At 70.3% G+C, this 18,905-nt stretch carries 26 protein-coding genes; 20 read left to right on the top strand and 6 right to left on the bottom strand.

Annotation, left to right across the window (positions count from 1 at the left end; genetic code table 11):
* The 3 genes from VGB60_RS08370 to VGB60_RS08360 all read left to right on the top strand — a co-directional run.
* A partial coding sequence (locus VGB60_RS08370; protein WP_331037813.1) for a DUF2336 domain-containing protein occupies positions 1 to 730 on the top strand: 730 nt, incomplete at its 5' end.
* Between the two features lie 182 nt (positions 731 to 912).
* Positions 913 to 1,350, top strand: a complete 438-nt coding sequence (locus tag VGB60_RS08365; RefSeq protein WP_331037812.1) for a MucR family transcriptional regulator — start codon at positions 913 to 915, stop codon at positions 1,348 to 1,350.
* Between the two features lie 247 nt (positions 1,351 to 1,597).
* On the top strand, positions 1,598 to 1,894 hold the full coding sequence (locus tag VGB60_RS08360) for a GIY-YIG nuclease family protein (RefSeq protein WP_331037811.1): 297 nt from the start codon (positions 1,598 to 1,600) through the stop codon (positions 1,892 to 1,894).
* Here VGB60_RS08360 and VGB60_RS08355 read toward each other — a convergent pair whose 3' ends face one another.
* From VGB60_RS08355 to VGB60_RS08340, 4 genes are all read right to left on the bottom strand, one after another.
* Complete coding sequence (locus VGB60_RS08355; protein WP_331037810.1) at positions 1,895 to 3,004, bottom strand: DUF2336 domain-containing protein; 1,110 nt, start codon at positions 3,002 to 3,004, stop codon at positions 1,895 to 1,897.
* On the bottom strand, positions 3,001 to 3,993 hold the full coding sequence (locus tag VGB60_RS08350) for a hypothetical protein (protein ID WP_331037809.1): 993 nt from the start codon (positions 3,991 to 3,993) through the stop codon (positions 3,001 to 3,003). The genes VGB60_RS08355 and VGB60_RS08350 overlap by 4 nt, the downstream gene beginning before the upstream one ends.
* Positions 3,994 to 4,094: 101 nt before the next feature.
* A complete protein-coding gene (locus tag VGB60_RS08345; RefSeq protein ID WP_331037808.1) occupies positions 4,095 to 5,072 on the bottom strand; it encodes an ABC transporter substrate-binding protein in 978 nt (325 codons plus the stop codon).
* A gap of 730 nt (positions 5,073 to 5,802) precedes the next feature.
* Complete coding sequence (locus VGB60_RS08340; protein WP_331037807.1) at positions 5,803 to 7,623, bottom strand: ABC-F family ATP-binding cassette domain-containing protein; 1,821 nt, start codon at positions 7,621 to 7,623, stop codon at positions 5,803 to 5,805.
* Between the two features lie 183 nt (positions 7,624 to 7,806).
* On the opposite strand from VGB60_RS08340, the gene VGB60_RS08335 reads away from it, so the two are divergent.
* The 6 genes from VGB60_RS08335 (at position 7,807) to VGB60_RS08310 (ending at position 11,990) form a co-directional block, all read left to right on the top strand.
* Complete coding sequence (locus VGB60_RS08335; protein ID WP_331037806.1) at positions 7,807 to 8,298, top strand: YcgN family cysteine cluster protein; 492 nt, start codon at positions 7,807 to 7,809, stop codon at positions 8,296 to 8,298.
* Between the two features lie 56 nt (positions 8,299 to 8,354).
* A complete protein-coding gene (locus VGB60_RS08330) occupies positions 8,355 to 8,840 on the top strand; it encodes a hypothetical protein (protein WP_331037805.1) in 486 nt (161 codons plus the stop codon).
* On the top strand, positions 8,752 to 9,999 hold the full coding sequence (locus tag VGB60_RS08325) for a DNA-packaging protein (protein WP_331037804.1): 1,248 nt from the start codon (positions 8,752 to 8,754) through the stop codon (positions 9,997 to 9,999). Before VGB60_RS08330 ends, VGB60_RS08325 begins: the two co-directional genes overlap by 89 nt.
* A gap of 20 nt (positions 10,000 to 10,019) precedes the next feature.
* Positions 10,020 to 11,180 (top strand): phage portal protein, encoded by a 1,161-nt coding sequence (locus VGB60_RS08320; RefSeq protein ID WP_331037803.1) that lies wholly within the window; start codon positions 10,020 to 10,022, stop codon positions 11,178 to 11,180.
* A 121-nt stretch (positions 11,181 to 11,301) separates the two neighbouring features.
* Positions 11,302 to 11,529 carry a hypothetical protein gene (locus tag VGB60_RS08315; protein ID WP_331037802.1) on the top strand — a complete coding sequence of 76 codons (228 nt, stop codon included), beginning with the start codon at positions 11,302 to 11,304 and terminating at the stop codon, positions 11,527 to 11,529.
* Entirely contained in the window at positions 11,526 to 11,990 is a 465-nt protein-coding gene (locus VGB60_RS08310) for an HK97 family phage prohead protease (RefSeq protein ID WP_331037801.1), read from the top strand. The genes VGB60_RS08315 and VGB60_RS08310 overlap by 4 nt, the downstream gene beginning before the upstream one ends.
* Here VGB60_RS08310 and VGB60_RS08305 read toward each other — a convergent pair.
* The gene (locus VGB60_RS08305; RefSeq protein WP_331037800.1) at positions 11,938 to 12,684 is read right to left on the bottom strand and encodes a hypothetical protein; all 747 of its coding nucleotides are present in this window, start codon (positions 12,682 to 12,684) and stop codon (positions 11,938 to 11,940) included. The two genes, VGB60_RS08310 and VGB60_RS08305, sit on opposite strands and share 53 nt — an antisense overlap.
* A gap of 91 nt (positions 12,685 to 12,775) precedes the next feature.
* Here VGB60_RS08305 and VGB60_RS08300 point away from each other — a divergent pair, with 91 nt between their 5' ends.
* The 8 genes from VGB60_RS08300 (at position 12,776) to VGB60_RS08265 (ending at position 16,559) form a co-directional block, all read left to right on the top strand.
* A complete protein-coding gene (locus VGB60_RS08300; RefSeq protein ID WP_331037799.1) occupies positions 12,776 to 14,041 on the top strand; it encodes a phage major capsid protein in 1,266 nt (421 codons plus the stop codon).
* A 119-nt stretch (positions 14,042 to 14,160) separates the two neighbouring features.
* A complete protein-coding gene (locus VGB60_RS08295; RefSeq protein ID WP_331037798.1) occupies positions 14,161 to 14,427 on the top strand; it encodes a head-tail connector protein in 267 nt (88 codons plus the stop codon).
* On the top strand, positions 14,424 to 14,717 hold the full coding sequence (locus VGB60_RS08290; protein ID WP_331037797.1) for a phage head-tail adapter protein: 294 nt from the start codon (positions 14,424 to 14,426) through the stop codon (positions 14,715 to 14,717). Before VGB60_RS08295 ends, VGB60_RS08290 begins: the two co-directional genes overlap by 4 nt.
* Complete coding sequence (locus tag VGB60_RS08285; protein WP_331037796.1) at positions 14,714 to 15,118, top strand: DUF3168 domain-containing protein; 405 nt, start codon at positions 14,714 to 14,716, stop codon at positions 15,116 to 15,118. Before VGB60_RS08290 ends, VGB60_RS08285 begins: the two co-directional genes overlap by 4 nt.
* 1 nt (position 15,119) lies before the next feature.
* The gene (locus VGB60_RS08280) at positions 15,120 to 15,530 is read left to right on the top strand and encodes a phage major tail protein, TP901-1 family (RefSeq protein WP_331037795.1); all 411 of its coding nucleotides are present in this window, start codon (positions 15,120 to 15,122) and stop codon (positions 15,528 to 15,530) included.
* 9 nt (positions 15,531 to 15,539) lie between these two features.
* Complete coding sequence (locus VGB60_RS08275) at positions 15,540 to 15,854, top strand: GTA-gp10 family protein (protein ID WP_331037794.1); 315 nt, start codon at positions 15,540 to 15,542, stop codon at positions 15,852 to 15,854.
* The gene (locus VGB60_RS08270; protein ID WP_331037793.1) at positions 15,851 to 16,036 is read left to right on the top strand and encodes a phage tail assembly chaperone; all 186 of its coding nucleotides are present in this window, start codon (positions 15,851 to 15,853) and stop codon (positions 16,034 to 16,036) included. The genes VGB60_RS08275 and VGB60_RS08270 overlap by 4 nt, the downstream gene beginning before the upstream one ends.
* Positions 16,029 to 16,559, top strand: a complete 531-nt coding sequence (locus VGB60_RS08265; protein WP_331037792.1) for a phage tail tape measure protein — start codon at positions 16,029 to 16,031, stop codon at positions 16,557 to 16,559. Before VGB60_RS08270 ends, VGB60_RS08265 begins: the two co-directional genes overlap by 8 nt.
* 12 nt (positions 16,560 to 16,571) lie before the next feature.
* Here the strand turns inward: VGB60_RS08265 and VGB60_RS08260 are convergent, their stop codons facing one another.
* Positions 16,572 to 17,057, bottom strand: a complete 486-nt coding sequence (locus VGB60_RS08260; protein ID WP_331037791.1) for a DUF805 domain-containing protein — start codon at positions 17,055 to 17,057, stop codon at positions 16,572 to 16,574.
* A 106-nt stretch (positions 17,058 to 17,163) separates the two neighbouring features.
* Here VGB60_RS08260 and VGB60_RS08255 point away from each other — a divergent pair, with 106 nt between their 5' ends.
* Genes VGB60_RS08255 through VGB60_RS08245 form a run of 3 tightly spaced genes read left to right on the top strand, consistent with a single transcriptional unit; the run spans position 17,164 to position 18,902 of the window.
* Positions 17,164 to 17,793: a DUF2460 domain-containing protein gene (locus VGB60_RS08255; RefSeq protein ID WP_331037790.1), complete on the top strand. Its 630-nt coding sequence runs from the start codon at positions 17,164 to 17,166 to the stop codon at positions 17,791 to 17,793.
* A 3-nt stretch (positions 17,794 to 17,796) separates the two neighbouring features.
* Complete coding sequence (locus VGB60_RS08250) at positions 17,797 to 18,450, top strand: baseplate hub protein (protein ID WP_331037789.1); 654 nt, start codon at positions 17,797 to 17,799, stop codon at positions 18,448 to 18,450.
* Positions 18,447 to 18,902 carry an NlpC/P60 family protein gene (locus tag VGB60_RS08245; protein ID WP_331037788.1) on the top strand — a complete coding sequence of 152 codons (456 nt, stop codon included), beginning with the start codon at positions 18,447 to 18,449 and terminating at the stop codon, positions 18,900 to 18,902. Before VGB60_RS08250 ends, VGB60_RS08245 begins: the two co-directional genes overlap by 4 nt.
* Positions 18,903 to 18,905: the final 3 nt, after the last annotated feature.

Below are 18,905 nucleotides of genomic sequence, written 5' to 3'. Positions count from 1 at the left end.
GGTCAGTCTCAGCCGGCAGGAGGGGCGGCTGTGCGGGCCGGTGCTGAAGCGGCCGGAGCTGAGGCCGTCCGGAGCCTATGTGATGTTCTGGTGGTGCGGACCTGAGGAGCGACGGACGATCCTTCAGCGGTTCGCGGTGTCCCGGGAAGTGATGCAGGAGGTGGCGGAGGACGTCTTCGCCATGGCCGCCGAAGAGAACTGGCAGGATCCCGTCGCCCGCAAGGCGTTGCAGTTCATCGAGCGCCGCCAGCGCAACCGGGCCGCCATAGCCAAGAGCCCCTATGGCGGGCTGGAGCAGGCCGTAGCCGCCGCCGCGGCCAACGGGCTGTCGCGTGAGGTGGCCACCGAGATCGCCTACCTTTCGGGCGTAAAGCCGATCACCGGGGCCAAGATCATGGGCGATCCGGGCGGCGAACCGGTCGCGATCCTGTGCAAGGCCACGGGTCTGGGCAAGACAGACCTGCAGAATCTGTGGAGGTCCATGCGCCGGCCGGAGACGCTGGAAGACGGCAGCGTGCATCCGACCTGGGAGCGGGTCCAGATCACCTACGACATGCTGGCCGTCGACCGGGCGCAGACGGTGCTCAGATACTGGAACTGGTCGCTGTCGTCCGCACTCACCCCGGCGTTGCTGAGGGCGATACGCGACGGCGAAGAGGAGGCGCTGGACGACTATTCCGCGCCCGAGCGCGCGGCCATGCTGGCGCTCGCGGAGAACTTCGGCCGCTGATCCGGGTGGACGTCGCAGTGGTCGGACAGGTCAGCGGCTGACGAACTATAGTAAAGGCGCGCCCGGTCGACAGAGGTCGTGATGCCGGTTGTTCCGCCTGTTGCGTTCACGACAGAACAAATCTATTGACCTCGCGACTGCCTGATTCATCCAGAAACAATTTTCGACAAGCGGGGCCGGACTTGGAAGACAACGCGCAACTACTCGAGATGACCGCGGACATCGTGTCGGCGTATGTGGGCAACAACAACGTTCAGGCGGTCGAAGTACCGGGCCTGATCTCCAGCATTCACGCCGCGCTGACCCAGGTCTCCACCGGCGCGGTCGAACCGGAACCCGAGGTCAAGGACCCGGCGGTGCCGGTCCGCAAGTCGATCACCCCCGACTTCCTCATCTGTCTGGAAGACGGTCGCAAGTTCAAGTCGCTGAAGCGCCACCTGCGGACCAAGTACAATATGAGCCCCGAGGAATACCGGGCGAAGTGGGGTCTGCCCAAGGATTATCCGATGGTCGCACCGAACTACGCCAAGGCGCGCTCAGAACTGGCCAAGTCGATGGGCCTCGGACAGGGCGGCCGCAAGCCGGCCCGCGCCGGCGGCGCCGTTCGCGCCAAGAAGTAGGCCGGTTCGAGATGAGCGGCGCCCGCCTTCAGCAACAAAGGCGGGCGTTTTGCTGTGTGCTTCACCAACTCTCGTCCTTCCGGGGCCGCGAAGCGGAACCCGGAACCCAGGAGTCTAGACCGGGTCGCCTGGAGCAGCGTTGCTGACCGTGTCCGGTCTCCTGGATTCCGGGTTCGGCTACGCCGCCCCGGAAAGACGATAAACATAAGAGGTTGTGCGTTGGCGACAACCATGATGCGATCATCGCATGCGCGACGCGGATCGGATCATCGCCGTTTACATCATGGCCAGCGCCCGGAATGGGACCATCTACATCGGCGTCACGGCTGATCTCATGTCGCGAGTCCAGCAACACCAAGCCGCGCGCGGCGGCGGTTTCGCCAGCAGGTACAGCTGCAAGACCCTCGTCTGGTACGAGCAGCACGGCTCGATCATCGAGGCGATCATCCGCGAGAAGACGCTGAAGAAGTGGCGGCGTCGATGGAAGACGGACCTGATCGAAGCAAGGAACCCGCAATGGTTGGACCTTGCCGAAGGTTGGTGATCAAGCCGCCTGGGCGCCGCGGCGCATGCGCCAGAAGCGCACCGTCCGGAGAGCTGCGTCGCGGCTGAGCTCGGCGTACATCCGCGCGTAGGAGTGCGCCTTGGCCATGGCGTCGCCGTCGTCGTTCAGCAGGACCACGGCGTAGGTCAGGAACAGGGCGCGATCCAGATCCGCCGATTTGCAGACGACGGCGAGGGCGTCGAGCTCGCGACGGTCGACGATCTGACGCGCCGTGTGGAAATCGATGTCCGAGAGCTGGGCCAAGGCGATCAGGAAGGACGTGCGGCCGCCGGAGCGCAGGAAGCGGGCCAGCATCTGGGGCGACAATTGGCCGGCGGCCCTGAGTTCTTCGACGTAGGCCTTGCACTCGGCGTAATCGGCCGGGAGGGCGCCGTCGTCGGTGGCGACGCGGGCGCGGCCGGCGGCGAGGGCGCTTTCCAGCAGCGCGGGGTCGAGACGGGCGTTCTGTTCGAGAATGCTGGCCCGGAGCCGGGCCTCGACGACGAAATACATCTCGTTGAGAAGATCGGGCGGCAGGCTGGCCCGCTCGACCGTCGCTTCGTGCAGGGCCGGATTGGCCTGGGCGCGGCGGACGGCGGTTTCGGAGGCCTCGCGCGACAGACGGGCGCCGTCGTTGCGGAGCAGGGTCCCGAGCGTCTCGTCGTCGCCGCGCTGGACGATGACGTCCGACACGGCCTCCGAGACGGTCGGGCGGGCCGACACGGCGCGGAGGTGATCCTGTCCATGCTTGCGGACGACGTTCAGCAGGTCCTCGTCGGTGAGGACCGGGGAGGCCGCGAGCACGGCGCCCGCCACGGCGGCCTCGTCGTTCGCCAGCCGGCGGATCAGTGTGTGGGGCGCGTCCCCGGCCGTGGCGAAGCGGGCGGACAGTTCCGCGCGGACAGCCGTCTCCATGTCCGCGGCGAGGCGCGCCAGCACGGAGCCGTAGAGGTCGTCCTCGGTGGCCGTGCGGGCCGCCGCGCCGAAGAAGTGCTCGGTGAGTTCGCGCAGCAGGGCGCGGCGCTTCTCGCTGGAGCCCTCCTCCGCGAGGGTGATCAGTTCGGGGAGGCGGGAGATCGTCGGCGCCGCCTCGACGTCGACCTGACTCACTGGTGGTCCCCGTCCGAGGGCGCCGGCGCCTGACGCACGCGGCCGTTGTTGTCGCGGATCAGAGTGGGGCCCTGATCCGGCTGGGCCAGGTCCTGCGAGGCCGGCGTCTGGGTCATGGTGATCGCGAGCGAGTCCACATAGGTCGGATCCGGCATCGTCAGATCGTCAGGCGTGCGGCCGTTCTGGCGGTGGACCGAGTAGTAGCGGGCTCCTTGCTGGGGCGGCCGCTCGCCGGTGTTTGAGACCTCCGCGACTCGTTGGGGACGAGGCTCCTCGGAGGCGGTGGGCTGGCCCTCGCCCTCGGCGGGGGCGGCGGCAGGCGCGGGCTGGGCGAGGTTCCGCTGCTGCATGCGGAAGATCGGGGCGTCCCGGCGAGGCGCCATGGGATCGGCCGGATCGATCGTAGAAGCCGTCGCGTCGACGCGTGGCGCGGCGACCGGAACCGGAACCGGGGGCGCGACGGCCTCGGCCGGGACGGGTTGTCCGCGTCCACCCTGATCGGGGAGGTATTCAGGCGCCGGCGGCGGGGCGGGCTGGCGTGGTTGGGGCGCCGAGCGGGGCTGAGGACGCGGCTCCATGCGGGGCTCAGGCGGAGCATAGGCGCGAGCCGGGGCGGGGCGAACCGCCGCCATGGGCGCGGGCGCTTCGGGCTGCGGCGCTTCGGGCTGGGGCGCAGCGGGCTGAGGAGGCGCAGCCGGGCGGAGCCAGGCGGAGGCTGGGGTTAGCGTGCGGCGCGGTGCGGGCGACGGCGGCGGCGTGCGGTCCGCGGCCGGCTGCACAGCCGCGAAGCCGCCGTGAGGGATGACCAGATTGGGCCGACGGAGATCGCCACGCGCCGGGTTCGACGGGGCCGATGCGGCGGGCGCCGCCGCCCGTCCGGGCCATGAGAGCTGGCGCAGGCCGCTCGTCTGGGCCGACGCAGCGCCGGCCATGAAGGTCCCCGCCGTGACGGCGAGGGCGACGATCGGGAGGCTGTGGGCGCGGCGCAAAGGGAGACTCCGGACGCGGGAAGATGTCGGAATCTCCCACGGCGGGGCTTAAGGCGGGGCTAACGCCGGGGCGGAAACACGCTCGAGGCGCGGGCCGGCTCTTAGCCGCGACCGGGAAGGTATTGCGTGGTGAAGGCGCGGCGCCAATCGAGACCCGCCGGCCAGGCGCCGGCCTCGGACATGGCGTCATGGAAGGCCTTCCAGCGCTCGCCGGTCATTGCGCCCAGGCCGTAGAGCGCGGCGTCGCCGCCATCGATGATGGCGTTCGTTCTGAGGCTGGTCCGGGCCTGATCGAGCTGAGCCTGGGTCATTCCCGGGTGGTCCTTGCGGATCAGGGCGTCGGCGGCCTTTCCGTCGCCCTGGATGTAGTCCCGCCATCCCTCGGCGGATCCGGCGATGAAGCCGCGCAGGGCGGCGGCGTTGTCCCGCGCGAAGGCGTCGGGGGCGAGGATCATGTTGGCGTAGGAGGCGTAGCCTTCGTCCGCCAGCAGGAAGGTTCGGGGCGTGAAGTCGGCCGCCTGCTGAATCGTCCACGGTTCACTGGTCAGGAAGCCCTGCAGGACCGCTTGTGGATCGGAAAGGAAGGGCGCGAGGTCCGAGGTGTGCTCGCGAAGCTGGTCGTCGGTGAAGCCGAACCGGGACTTGAGCCAGATCCAGAAGCCGTTGACGGCGGCCTCGGACAGCAGGAACGGCCGACCCTGAAGATCGGCGATGGACTCCAGCTCGGGATCGGGATGGGCGATGAGGACCTGCGGATCCTTCTGGAAGAAGGCGGCGACGGCCTTCACAGGCGCGCCCTCGGCCACAAGGTTGAGCGGGATGAAGCTGTTCGACCCGAGGCCGAGTTCGACCGACCCGGACGCCAGCAACTGCGGGACGTTCACCCCGGGCGCGCCCTGCACGATCTGGACGTTGAGGCCGCGCCGGGCGTAGGCGCCGGACGCGAGGGCCTGGTAGAAGCCGCCGTGCTCAGCCTGGGCCCGGCCGTCGGTGGCGAAACGCAGGCGAACGCGGCCCTCCTCGTCGACCGGGGCCTCGGAGCGCGTGCAGGCCGCAAGCGCCGTTGCCGTGGCCAGCATGCCCCCCGCCGCCAGAAGGCCGCGGCGGGTCGTCAGAAGGCGGCGATTCCCTTGCAGAGACATGGATCAGGTGTAGGGCGCGGCCCGACCCTTGAAAAGGCCGGTTTCCGAGCCGGGACGCCCTGGAAGACGACGGCGAAGGGTGCGGGTTCGCCGGCGCTGCCCCGAGCCGGAATTGAGCGAGGGGACGAAGAGCCCCGGCGGACCGGTTTTCCTCGTCCCCTCGCCAAGTCCGGGTTGGACTTGGCCATTGAGGTTCAGGACCCTGGCTTCAGCATCGGCGGGGCGGACCCCGGTGATGGTCGGCTGTATCCTGTCGCGCTCCTGGTCTCGGCCGGTTCGCGGGGCAAGCCCTGCGTCGTTCCTCGATCCCGATCCGGTTCCCTCCGGTCTTCTTGGGCCGAAGCCTTCGAAGGGTCCTTTGGGCCTTGATCCTGCCCCCCGTCCGTTAAGGTCGAAACCCCCCGGTGCGTTCGGTCAGAGAGCCGGGCCGGTCCGCTTGATCCCCGGGTCTCCCCGGTTCTCCGCGCCGCCGTGTCCCTCGGCCTGATCAAGCTCGCCCCAATCCCGATTTTGCACAAGCGGTCCGAACGGCGCGTCTGTGGACTGGCTTGGGGATAAATCGTGCAGGATGAGGTCGCGCCGGTGGGCAGCGGGAGAAATCTTTCACATTGTGAAGGTCTTGTGACTTCTGCACAGCCTCGACGGAATTAACCAGTTTTCGCTGAGTTCAGCCGGCCAGCCGGGCCCTTTTCTCTTCCAGCTCCAGCCATTCCAGCTCCGCGGCTTCCAGAAGCTGACGGGCGCGGGCCACGTTTGCGGTGGCGCGGTCGAAGGCCTTGCGATCGCGAGCGAAGAGTTCGGGGTCTGCGAGCGTCTCGTCGTGGCGGGCGATGTCCTTCGGCAGGGACTCCAGCAGGCTCTCGAGTTCCTTGAGCCGGTGCGCGTCCTTGAACGACAGCTTGCCGGGCTTCTTCGGAGACGCGGCGGGAGCCGGAGCCGGCGCTTCGGCGCGGACGGCGGCTTCCTTGTCCTGCGGACGGGGATTGGCGCCCGGCTGGATGAAGCGGGGGTTCTGGCGGATGAAGTCCGTCCAGCCGCCGGGCGTCTCGACGATGTCGCCGCGGCCGTTCATGGCGATGGTGGAGGTGGCGAGGCGGTCGACGAAATCGCGGTCGTGGCTGACGAGGATGAGGGTGCCGTCGTATTGCTCGAGCAGCTCTTCCAGCTTGTCGAGCGTGTCCATGTCGAGGTCGTTGGTCGGCTCGTCGAGGACCAGCATGTTGGCCGGCTTGGCCAGGGCGCGGGCCAGCAGCAGGCGGTTGCGCTCGCCACCCGAGAGGGTGGAGATCGGCTGGCGCAGCTGGCCTTCCTGGAAGAGGAAGTCCTTGGCGTAGGCGGCGACGTGCTTGGACACGCCGCGGACGAGGATGGAGTCGCCGCCGCCGGGGGTGAGGGCGTCCCACAGGGTCATGTCGGACTTCAGCCCCTCGCGGGACTGGTCAAGATAGACGGGGTCAAGATTGGAGCCGAGGCGGACCGTGCCGGCGTCGGGCGCCAGTTCGCCGAGGAGGATCTTGACCAGGGTGGTTTTGCCCGCGCCATTCGGGCCGACGATGGCCAGGCGGTCGCCGCGGATGACGCGGGTGGAGAAGGGCTTGATGACCGGCCGGTCGCCGAAGGATTTGGTGACGCCCTTCAGGTCGGCGACCAGCTTGCCCGAGGCGACGCCGCTGTCGACGCCGAGGTGGAGCTCGCGCGGGATGTCCTTAACCCGCAGGGCGCGGTCCTGACGCATGGCCTCCAGCGCCCGGGCGCGGCCTTCGTTGCGGGTGCGTTGAGCGGTGATGGAGCGATAGAAGGTGTAGGTCTCGGCCTCGATGCGCTTGTTCAGGCGGCGCAGGGATTCCGCCTCCTCCTCCAGGACCTTAGAGGCCCATTCGTCGAAGGCGGCGAAACCCTTGTTGAGGGTGCGGACGCGCCGGCCTTCGAGCCAGTGGCAGGACTGGGTCACGCGGTTGAGGAAGGCGCGGTCGTGGCTGACCACCAGGACGGAGAACCGGGCCTGAAGCAGCTCTTCCTCGAGCAGTTCGATGGCAAGGATGTCGAGGTGGTTGGTCGGCTCGTCGAGGAGGAGCAGGTCGGGCTCTTCCGCGAAGGCCTTGGCGAGAGCGGCGCGGCGGGTTTCGCCGCCGGAGAGATTGACGGCCGGCTTGGCCGGGTCGAGACCGAAGGTGGTGAGCCAAGCTTCGGCGGTCCAGCGCTCAGCGCCCTCGGACGCGGCGTAGTCGAGCAGGGTGTCGCCGCGGATTTCAGGTTCCTGGGGCACCCAGGCGAAGCGGGTGCCGGCCTGAACCGACCGGTCGCCGGCGTCGGGCTCGATCAGGCCCATGACCATCTTCATCAGCGTTGACTTGCCGGCCCCGTTGCGGCCGACGAGGGCGGCGCGGGTGCGCGGCTCGATGGCGATGTCGACGCCCTCGAACAGCGGACGCGGGCCGTCCTGGAGGCTGACGTTCTTGAGCGCGACGAGGGGAGGACGGGGAGCCATGGGAACCTTGGGGACGCCCGCACGGGGAGGGCGGGGCGGCGCTGATCTAGGGGATATGGGCGGGGTTCGCCAGAGTCCGCTGCGCGGAGAGCCCTCTCCACCGCTTCGCGGTCCCCCTACCCCAGAGGGGGAGGAGACGGTGGGAGACTTCGGACGCCCGACGGAGTAAGGAGCCGCGCTCTGATGGTCGAGATCGTGAAACCCTTCTGGCAGACCAAGCGTCTGGAGCAGATGACCCGCGAGGAGTGGGAGAGCCTGTGCGACGGGTGCGGGCTGTGCTGCCTGGTCCGGTTCCAGGACGAGGACACCGGCGACGTGGTTCCCACGCGGGTGCACTGCAAGCTGTTCGACCCGGTGCGCTGCACCTGCACCGACTACGCCAATCGGCGTGAGCATGTGCCGGACTGCATCAAGCTGACGCCATGGAACATCGAGGCGCTGGGGTGGATGCCTATGTCCTGCGCCTACCGCCGGATCAACGAGGGCCGGGGGCTGGCGGCGTGGCATCCGCTGGTGTCCGGCGATCCCGACAGCGTCCACGCGGCGGGGGTTTCGGTGAAGCGGCAGACGGTGTCGGAGAACGCGCTCAAGGAGAGCGAGGACGCGCTGGATTTCGAGGCGCCGGAGTGGATCCCTGAACGCGGCACGGGCGACGCCCCGGGCGGCGAAGGCTGAAGGCGCCGCTGCGGCGGCGGTTCCACGACCTATAGTCGCGTTGGGGGACGAGAGACGTGGTTCGCCAATGGGTTGTGCATTTCTGGCGGCGATCTTCCCGCCGAGGTGCGCTGGCGCCGTACACTTTGGGCATGTCGGGAAATCAGGACAGGGCGGAGCGGGCGCGGGCCTTCGTCGGGCGCGTCTACGACGTGGCCGAAGACATGATCGAGGGCGGACTGCAGACGCTGAAACAAGAGACATTCAAGCCCGGCGACGCTCTGGGGGCGCAGCGGTTCTTCCGCGCGGTCGAGGGCGCTGTTCGGGCCGCCAAGCTGGCCGCGTCGCTGGTGATCCCGGTTGGTCGTGGGAGCAGCGACGACGGCAACGAGGACGAGATGATCGAACGTGACGACAGCCCCGAAAATCTGCAGCGCATCCGCGCCGAGCTTGAGTCCCGTCTCTCTGAGCTCGATGCCGCCTTCGAGCAGAAGGGACTATCTGTCGAGCCTGGATGCTGGCCGACTGCACGCGCTGGCAGAGAGCCGGTTCAACCTGCTTAGACATCAGTCGCCGGGGCTGAGCGACTGGCGCACCTGGGTGCTGCTGGGCGGACGCGGCGCCGGCAAGACGTTCGCCGGCGCCTGGTGGATCGACCACATCGCCAGGTCGCGGGGGCGGCGGATCGCGCTGGTGGGGCCGACGCTGCACGACGTGCGAGAGGTGATGGTCGAGGGGCCGTCGGGGCTGAAGGCGTTGCACACGGGGGATGAGCGGCCGCGCTGGGAAGGCGGTCGGAAGCGACTGGTGTGGAAGAACGGGAGCGAAGCCCATGCCTTCTCGGCGGAGGATCCGGACAGTCTGCGCGGGCCGCAGTTCCATGACGCGTGGGCGGACGAGTTCTGCGCCTGGCGCAAGCCGGAGGCGGTGCTGACCAATCTGCGGCTCGGGTTGAGGCTGGGCGACGCGCCGAGGCTGATCCTGACCACGACGCCCAGGCCGCTGCCGGCGCTGAGGCGTCTGCTGGCGGAAGACGGGTTGCATCTGGAGCGGGCGGGGACTCAGGCGAACGCCGCCAACCTGTCGCCGGGCTTCGTGGCGCGGCTGCAGGCGCTGTACGGCGGAACGCGGCTGGAGGCGCAGGAACTGGAGGGACTGGTGGTCGAGCGGGACGGCGCCCTCTTCCGGGCCGAGGATCTGGCTCGGGCGCGGGGCGGGCGGCCGGCGACGCTGGAGCGCGTCGTGGTGGCGGTTGATCCACCGGCGAGCGCGGGCGGCGACGCTTGCGGGATCGTGGTGGTCGGCCGGCGGGAGAAGCGGGCCTATGTGCTGGCGGACCGGTCGGTGAAGGGACGGTCGCCGGGCGGCTGGGCCGGCGAGGTTGCGGCCGCGGCAAGGGATTTCGGAGCGGCCGCGATCGTGGCCGAGGCCAACCAGGGCGGCGACATGGTGCGGACAGTGCTGGCGCACGCCGGCTGCGAGGTTCCGATCAAGCTGGTCCACGCCCACCGGGGCAAGGCGGCGCGGGCGGAGCCGGTGGCGGCGCTGTACGAGCAGGGGCGGGTGGTCCACTGCGGCGCCTTTCCGGCGCTGGAGGAAGAACTGATGGCGCTGGGCTCGTCGGACGGCGGGCCGAGTCCGGACCGGGCGGACGCCCTGGTCTGGGCAGTGACGCATCTGCTGCCGGCGCCGAGGCCGGGACCGAGCGTACGGGTGCTCTGAACCTGACAGGAAGGAAGACGATGGCGAAGCTGCGCTGGCCGACCGGCCGCCGCGGGCGCGAGGCTGCGCCCGAGACCAAGGACAGCCGGAGCGGGCCGCTGATCGCCCTGACCAGCGGCGGGCGGGCGCGGTGGACGCCGAGGGACTACGCCCATCTGGCGGCCGAGGGGTTCGGCAAGAACCCGGTGGCCTATCGCTGCATCCGCATGATCGCTGAGGCGGCGGCGGCGACGCCGCTTGCGGTGTTCGCGGATGGCGCAAGGCGCGAGGATCATGCGCTGGCCCGGCTGCTGGCGCGGCCGAACCCGGAGCAGTCGGGGGCCGAGTGGCTGGAAGGTCTGTATGGCGCGCTGCAGACGGCGGGGAACGCCTATGCCGAGGCGGTGGGCGACGACGAGCCGGAGGAGCTTTGGACCCTGCGGCCGGACCGGGTGAAGGTAGTTCCAGGCCGCGCAGGGTGGGCCGAGGCCTATGACTATTCGGTCGAAGGGCGGTCGGTGCGGATCGGGCGAGGGGCGGACGGCTGGATGCCGGTGATGCAGCTGAAGCTGTTTCATCCGACCGACGACCACTACGGCTTCTCGCCGCTGGAGGCGGCGGCGGCGGCGATCGACGTGCACAACGCCTCTGGCGCCTGGAACAAGGCGCTGCTGGACAATGCGGCGCGGCCGTCGGGGGCGCTGGTCTATGGGGCGAAGGAAGGCGAGCGGCTGACGGCCGAGCAGTTCGATGCGCTGCGGAGCCAGATCAACGAGACCCAGGCTGGGACGATGAACGCCGGGCGGCCGCTGATCCTCGAGGGCGGGCTGGACTGGAAGCCGATGAGCTGGACGCCGGCCGAGATGGATTTCATCGCCGGCAAGCACGCGGCGGCGCGGGAGATCGCGCTGGCCTTCGGCGTTCCGCCGCAGCTGCTGGGCATTCCGGGCGACGCGACCTACGCCAACTATCGCGAGGCCAACGCCGCCTTCTGGCGGGGGACGGTCGTGCCGCTGGTGCGCAAGACGGCGGCGGCGCTGACGGTGTGGCTGGGCGGGCGGTTCAAGGGGGTGCGGATCGAGGCCGATCTGGAGGCGCTGCCGGCGCTGCAGCCGGAGCGGGACGCGCTGTGGGCGCGGCTGAACGCAGCGGCGTTTCTGAGCGACGAGGAGCGGCGAAGGATGGCGGGGGTGGGGGATTGAAGGGGTGGTTGGTGGCTGGTGACTGGTGGCCAGTGGCTAGTGGTCAGAGCGAGCCGGCGGGCCAATGTGATGGCGAGCAGCCACCAGCCACCAGCCACCAATCACTCAATCGGAGGCAGGCATGAACGACATTCGCAAAATGCCGGCCGCCGTGATCGCCGCGCTGGCGGTGCAGACGGTGTGCGGGCTGGTGTGGGCCGGCGGGGCGGCGGCGCGGATCGGGACGCTGGAGGAACGGCTCGGGGAGCAGCGGCTGGTGGCGGAGCGGCTGGCCCGGCTGGAGGAGCAGAGCCTGGCCACGCGGGCGGCGGTGGAGCGGGTGGAGCGGCGGCTGGAGACCGGATCGTGAGCGACACGGCGGTCGAAGCGGGGCTGAGAATCGAGGGCTATGCGTCGCTGTGGGGCGTGGCGGACCTGAACGGGGACGTGGTGGCGAGAGGAGCGTTCGCCGCGAGTCTGGCGCGGACCGGCGCGCGGGGCGTGCGGATGCTGCACCAGCACGAGGGGCGGGCGGCGGTCGGCGTGTGGGACGAGATCGAGGAGGACGAGCGCGGGCTGTTGGTCCGGGGCTGGATCCATGACTGGTCGGCGGAGGCGCGGTTCGCCCGGGGGCTGGCCGGCGCCGGGGCGTTGGACGGGCTGTCGATCGGCTTCCGCAGCAGCCGGGCGCGGCGCGAAGGGCGGCTGAGGGTGCTGGTCGAGGTGGAGCTGTGGGAGGTGTCGCTGGTGACGTTTCCGATGCTGCCGGGCGCGCGGTTCAGGACTGTGACTTCGCCCGGGCGGCGCGCCAGGTCTCCAGGCCGCGTCTGACGGCGGCGAGGACCCTGGGGCGACGAACGGCGACGGCGGCCCAGCCTGCGGGGAGCAGCAAGGCGAGGCCGAGGTCGGTGACGATGAAGAGGATGGCCGTGAGGGCGGCGATGGCGACCCAGACGCCGATGAGGAGGGACAGGTCGTCCTCGGCCGACGAGGCGGCTTGGGGAGCGTCGCCTGCGCGCATGGCGAACGGGTCCGGATCAGGCTGGCGATCGAGCCGGGCCAGGGTGTCCGCTGCGGGGGCGGGCGGTCGGGGCGCGGGCTGGTCCAGTGTCAGAACCGCCTCGTCGGGCAGGCCCGCGCCCGCGTCGTAGGGGAGGGACACGCCGTCGGGGTCGACGGTGAAGACCTGATCGAAGGGCGCGGTCTGGAAGTCGATGTGGCGCGTGTCCTGGCCGTAGGCGTCGCCGTGCAGCGCCAGCAGCCGGCCGTGGCGCAGCTCGGCCGTGAAGGCGATCGGGTCGGGCAGGTCGGCGACCATGGCGTGAACCGTGCCGAAACGGCCGTCGGGCTGGGTCAGGGGAGCGGCGCGGAACGGATCGACAATGATCTCGGTGAAAAGGCCCGAGCCGGTGTTCCGGCGGCGGTCCGGACGGCTGTCGGCGAACTGGCCGGCGAGGTCAGGGGCGATGTCGCGCAGGTCCCACGCGAGGGCGTCGAGGACGGCGGATTCAAGACGGGTGAACACTGACGGCGCCTCCGGGGGCCTGCGAGGAAATCGGGCGGCTGACCGTCCGGGCGACGACGGCGCGATGCGTCGTCCTTTCACTGGAGCACAAATGAAAGAGACCAAACAGGCTTCCGCCTCGCCGGAGGCGCGCGCGGCCATGCACGAGATGATGGCGGCGTTCGAGGCGTTCAAAGGGGCGAACGACGCCCGGCTGGACGAGATTGAGCGGAAGGCGTCGGCCGACACGCTGCTGGAGGAGAAGGTGGCGCGGATCGACCAGGCGGTCGGGGCGGCGCAGGCGCGGCTGGACCGGGTGGTGAGCGAGGGAAGGCGGCCGGCGATCGAGTCCGGCGCCGAGGCCCCCTCCGCCTCGGCCGTTGGCCGAGCCACCTCCCCCATGGGGGGAGGAATGGACGAGACGAAGGCGGCCTTTGACGGGTATCTGAAGACAGGGGCGTCGTTCGGGCTGGAGCTGAAGGCGGGGTTGAGCACGGCGTCGAACTCGGCCGGCTATGTGGTGCCGGAGCAGACCGAGAGGGCGATCGAGCGCCGGCTGATGGCGGGGTCGCCGATGCGCGAGATCGCCACCGTGCGGACCGTGGGCGCGGGCGTGTTCCGCAAGCCCGTGTCGACGGCGGGCGTAGCCTCGGGCTGGGTCGCCGAGACGGCTGCGCGGCCGGAGACCGATCCGGCGACGCTCGCGCTGCTCGAGTTCCCCGCGGCGGATCTGTACGCCAACCCGGCGGCGACCCAGTCGTTGCTGGACGACGCCCTGATCGACCTGGACGAATGGCTGGCGGCCGAGGTCGAGGACGCCTTCGCGGCGCAGGAGACCACGGCCTTCGTCATGGGCGACGGAGTCAACAAGCCCAAGGGCTTTCTGAGCTATCCGATCGTGGCCGACGCCAGCGCGGTGTGGGGCGAGATCGGCTATGTGGCCTCGGGCGGCGCGGGGGCCTTCGCCGGGAGTAGCCCGACCGACCGGCTGATCGACCTGGTCTATGCGCCCAAGGCCCAGTACCGGCCGAACGGGCGGTTCGTGATGAACCGCAGGACGGTCTCGGCTGTGCGCAAGTTCAAGGACGCGGACGGCAACTACATCTGGCAGCCGGCGCAGCGGGCGGGGGATACGGCGAGCCTGCTCGGCTATCGCGTCACCGAGATCGAGACCATGCCCGACGTGGCGGCGAACAGCGCGGCCATCGCCTTCGGCGACTTCCAGCGCGGCTATCTCATCGTCGACCGGGCCGGGGTGCGGGTGCTGAGGGATCCGTATTCGGCCAAGCCCTATGTGCTGTTCTACACGACCAAGCGCGTGGGCGGCGGCGTGCAGAACTTCGACGCGATCAAGGTGATGAAGTTCAGCGCGAGCTGACGCTCGCCGGGTGATTGGTGGTCGGTGACTGGTGGCTGGAGCGGTGGTGGGGCGCGATGCGCGGCCAATCACCAGTCACCAACCACCAGCCACTTTCTTTCAGACAATTGAGGTGGCCCATGACCGCACCCGTCTCTCTGGCGGAGGCGAAGCTGTTCCTGCGCGTCGAGCATGACGCGGAGGACGGGCTGATCCAGACGCTGATCGATGGGGCCCGGGCGCGGGTGGAGAGGGACGTCGGGCTGAGTCTGACGTCCACCAGCCCGGCGCCGCTGAGGCTGGCGATCCTGATGCTGACGTTGCGGGCTTATGAGCGCGGCGACTCCGCGATGCCGCTGGGGCCGGTTGACGGCTGGATCGCGCCGTATCGGGCGGTGCGGCTGTGAAGACGCTGGCGGAGCTGTTCGAGCTGATCGAGGCGGAGACGCCGTATGGCGGGCTGGCGGTGTCCTACGAGCTGCTGGGCCATGCCTGGCTGAAGCTGGGCGCGCGGAGACGGCGCGAACGGTCAGAAGCGGGCGGGCGGCGGGCGATCGAGTCGGTCACGGCGGAGACGCGGGCGGACGCGCGACTGGCGCCCGGGCGGGTGCTGAGGTTCGGCGGCGGCGACTGGCGGATCGTCTCGGGAGAGTCCGTCGGCGGGCAGGCCATCCTGAACCTGGAGCGGATCCGATGAGTCATGAACTGGCGCTGCAGAAGGCGCTGATCGCGCATCTGCGGGCGGACCCAGCGCTGCAGGCGCTGCTGGGGGCGCCGGCGCGGATTTCGGAGACGGCCGCGGCGCCATCGGAGCTGCCGCACCTGCTGATCGGACGGAGCGAGAGCCGTCCGGTGCGCGCGGACGGGGGCGGGGTCGAACATGTGCTGACACTGACGGCGGCGTCGCGTTTTCGCGGGTCGGAGGAGGCCAAGGCCATTCTGGCGGCCGTTCGGGCGCGGTTGAGCGACGCGGTGGTGGAGGCTGACGGGGTGCGGACGGTGGGCTTGCGGGTCGCCTTCGCCGACGTGTTTCCGGCCGCGGACGGCCACAGGACATTTGCGGCGCTGCGGGTGCGCGCCGTCACGGAGGAGATCTGACATGACGGCGCAACGCGGCAGGGACATCCTGCTGAAGATCGAGGGCGCGACGGGAGTCTTCACCACCGTGGCCGGCCTTCGGGCGCGGACCATCAGCCTGAATGCGCGGACGGTGGACGCGACGGACGGCGACAGCGCAGGTCGGTGGCGCGAGCTTCTGAGCGGGGCGGGCGTGAAGTCCGCGGCCGTGGCGGGACAGGGGATTTTCCGCGACGCCGCCTCGGACGCGCTGATCCGGGAAGCCTTCTTCGATCAGGGCGCGCGAAACTGGCGGTTGATCGTGCCGGAATTCGGCACGCTGGAGGGACCGTTCCTAGTCGCCGCGCTGGAGTACGGCGGCGAGCACGAGGGCGAGGCGACCTTCGCCATCAGCCTGGCCAGCGCGGGCGAGATCGCCTTCGCGGCGCTCTAGGCGATCGCGATGACGGCGAGGTGCAACGGCGCGCGGGGCGAGGTCACGGTCGTGCTGGCCGGGGCTGAGCGGACGCTATGCCTGACCCTGGGCGCCCTGGCCGAGATCGAGGCGGGGCTGGGGCTGACGTCGGTGAGTGAACTGGCGGGGCGCATGCAGGCGGTGTCGGCGGCGGATCTGGTCGTGGTGCTGACGGCGCTCCTGCGCGGGGGCGGGGAAGGCGAACTGGCCGGCGCGCTGGAGGCGGCGGCGATCGATCCAAGAGAAGCGGCGAACGCAGCGGCCCGGGCGTTCTCCGCTTCGGCCGGAGCGGCGGGAGCGTGACAAAGGACGCGAGCCCGTGGGGCGCGATGATCCGCACTGCGGCGCTGCTGGGGATCACGCCGGCGGCGTTCTGGCGACTGTCGCTGGCGGAGTGGCGGATGCTGACGGAGGACGCGCGCGTCAACGCGCCGATCAGCCGGGCGGCGCTGACGGGGATGACGGAGATGTGGCCGGATGACTGACTCGTTCGAGCCGAAGGGGCTGGACGCCGTGCCCTTGAAGGCGGCGGAGGCCGCGGCGGCGCTGGAGGGTTTGCGGGAGCCGGCGGAGCGGGCCGCGGCGTCGATCCAGGATGCTTTCGCGCGGGCGGGCGACAGCCTGACCCGTTCGTTGACACGCGCGGCGGCGGACGGCGAGGTGACGCTGGCCGAGCTGGCCCGCGCCATGCTGGCGGCGGTCGGCGCGACCTCGGGCGCGAGCGGCGGGGGCGGGTTGTCCGAGGCGATCGCGCAGGCGGTGAAGACGGTGTTTTCAGGCTCGCGGGCTGACGGGGGACCGGTCAGCGGCGGCGGCGCCTATCTGGTGGGCGAGCGCGGACCCGAGGTGTTCAGGCCGGCAAGCGCCGGCTCGGTCGAGCCGCATGGCGGCGGCGGCGTGACCGTGAACATCCGCATGGACGGCGGCTCGAACGGTCTGCTGCGCTCGGAGGCGCAGATCAGCCAGATGCTTGCGCGCGCCGTCGCACTGGGCGCGCGCAAGCTGTGAGACTGATCGGGTTCAGAAGCTCTTGGGGTTCGGTCCGAAGCGGTTGTCGCCGGGCTGGCTGTCGGTCGCCCCGATCCAGATCAGGAAGCCGAGGTTGACCAGCATCACGAGCGCGAAAGCGCCGAACGCAGGTCCGATAAGGGCGAAGATTGCAAACGGATCCTCGCGCTCCAGCGCAGCCGAGTTGGTCAGGGCGCTGACGCCCACCATGCCGATGGCGACGCAGACGCCGACGATGGTCACGGCCCAGGGAATGGCGGCGAACCAGCCGGTCTTGCCCATGTCGTGGAGGCGTTTGACGGTGATCGCGAGGTTGGGCCAGATCAGCAGCAGGGAGATCAGGCTGCCGAGCAGCGGAATCCAACCGGTGACGACCCCGATTCCCAGACAGATCAGCCAGCCGATCCAGAAGTGCGAGCGCCGGGTGCGGCCCTCGAACGAAAACAACAGCTTCTGCCAGTCGAAGCCCTGAATTTGCGATGACGTTTCGTAGCTCATAGCGCGCCCTCCCCGGTGCTCTGGACAACCGTCCACGGGGAAGGATGAACGAACCCCGTTCGGTCCACAAGCGGGCGTCGGCGCACGAATCCGGAGGAGAGAACGGATGGCCTTCGACGAGGTGAGGCTTCCGGCGCGGCTGGCGTTCGGGTCGACGGGCGGGGTGGAGCGGCGGACCGAGATCGTCACCTTGGGCTCCGGCTTCGAGCGGCGTTCGACTCCGTGGGCGCAGGGGCGTCGTCGATACCTGATCGGCGCGAACCTGAGGTCGCTGAACGACATGGCGGCGCTGACGGATTTCTTCGAGGCGCGCAGGGGACGGCTGCGCGGGTTCCGTTTTCGCGACTTCGCCGACTTCAAGTCATGCGCGCCGGCGGACGGGGTCGATCCAACCGATCAGCTGTTGGGCGAGGGCGACGGAAGCCGCACGGTGTTCCAGTTGGTGAAGCGCCATGGCGACGGTGCGGAGGCGGTGGAACGGCGCATCGCCAAGCCGGTCGCCGGCTCGGTGCGGATCGCGGTCGACGGCGATGAGTTGGCTGCGCCGGCGTTCGACGTGGACACGGCGACCGGCCTCGTCACGCTGGCGACGGGGCCGGCGGTCGGGGCCGTGGTGACGGCGGGCTTTGAGTACGACGTGCCGGTGCGGTTCGACACCGACCGGCTCGAGGTGACGCTGGAGAGCTTCGACGCAGGGCGGATGGCCGCGGCGCCGCTGATTGAAGTGCGGATCTGAGCCATGAGAGACGTTCCGGAGGAACTGGCCGCGCGCATCGAGAGCGGCGCGGCGACACTGTGCCATGTGTGGATGCTGACGCGGGCTGACGGCGCGGTTCTGGGCTTCACCGATCACGACCGCGATCTGACGCTGGACGGCGTGACGTGCCGAGCGGCGAGCGGGTGGGTCGCGGGCGCTGCGGACACCGCCGTGGGACTGAGCGCGGGGTCTGCGGCCGCGGCGGGCGGGCTTGACGACGACGGCATCGCCGACAGCGACGTCGAGGCGGGCCTGTACGACGGGGCGGCGGTGGCGCTGTGGCGCGTGGACTGGGCGCGGCTCGACCTGCGGGTACGGCTGTGGACGGCGACCATGACGCGTATTCGGCGCGAGGGCGGCGGGTTCACGGCTGAGCTGGAAGGGCCGTTGGCGCGCCTGGAGCGGGTGGTGGGGCGGACCTATGGCCGGTCCTGCGACGCGATCCTGGGCGACGGTCGGTGTCGGGTCGATCTCGGCGCGATCCCCGGGGCGGATTGCGACAAGCGTTGGGAGACCTGCATCGGGACCTTCGCCAACGGGATCAACTTCCAGGGCTTTCCCGACATCCCCGGCGACGACTTCCTGACCGCGGCGCCGATCGAGGGCGGGCGGAACGACGGGCGGAGCCGGCGATGAGCGTGGCGGCGGCAATCGCCGCCCGGGCCTGGCTCGGCACGCCCTACCGACATCAAGCCAGCGTCAAGGGCGAGGGCGCGGACTGTCTCGGGCTGGTGCGCGGGGTCTGGCGGGAGCTGCTCGGCGCTGAGCCGGAAGCGGTTCCCGGTTATGCGGCGGACTGGGCCGAGGTCGGCGGGGAGGAGACGCTGCTGCAGGCGGCGCGGCGGTGGCTGGTGGAGATCCCGCTGTCGCGCGCCGGGCTGGGGGATGTGGTGCTGTTCCGCATGGCCCCCGGCAGCCCGATCAAGCACTGCGCCATCCTGACGGACTTGGCCGGGGCCGAGCCACGGATGATCCACGCCTACTGGGGCCGGGCCGTGGTCGAGAGCTGGATGGGGCCGTGGTGGCGCCGGCGGTTGGCGGCGGCGTTCGCCTGGCCGAGCGCGGGTCCGAGAGGATCGGAGGGGTAGCGG

Source organism: Brevundimonas sp., from assembly GCF_036399195.1.
GTDB lineage: Bacteria > Pseudomonadota > Alphaproteobacteria > Caulobacterales > Caulobacteraceae > Brevundimonas.
This window is presented reverse-complemented; position numbering and strand designations above follow the sequence as displayed.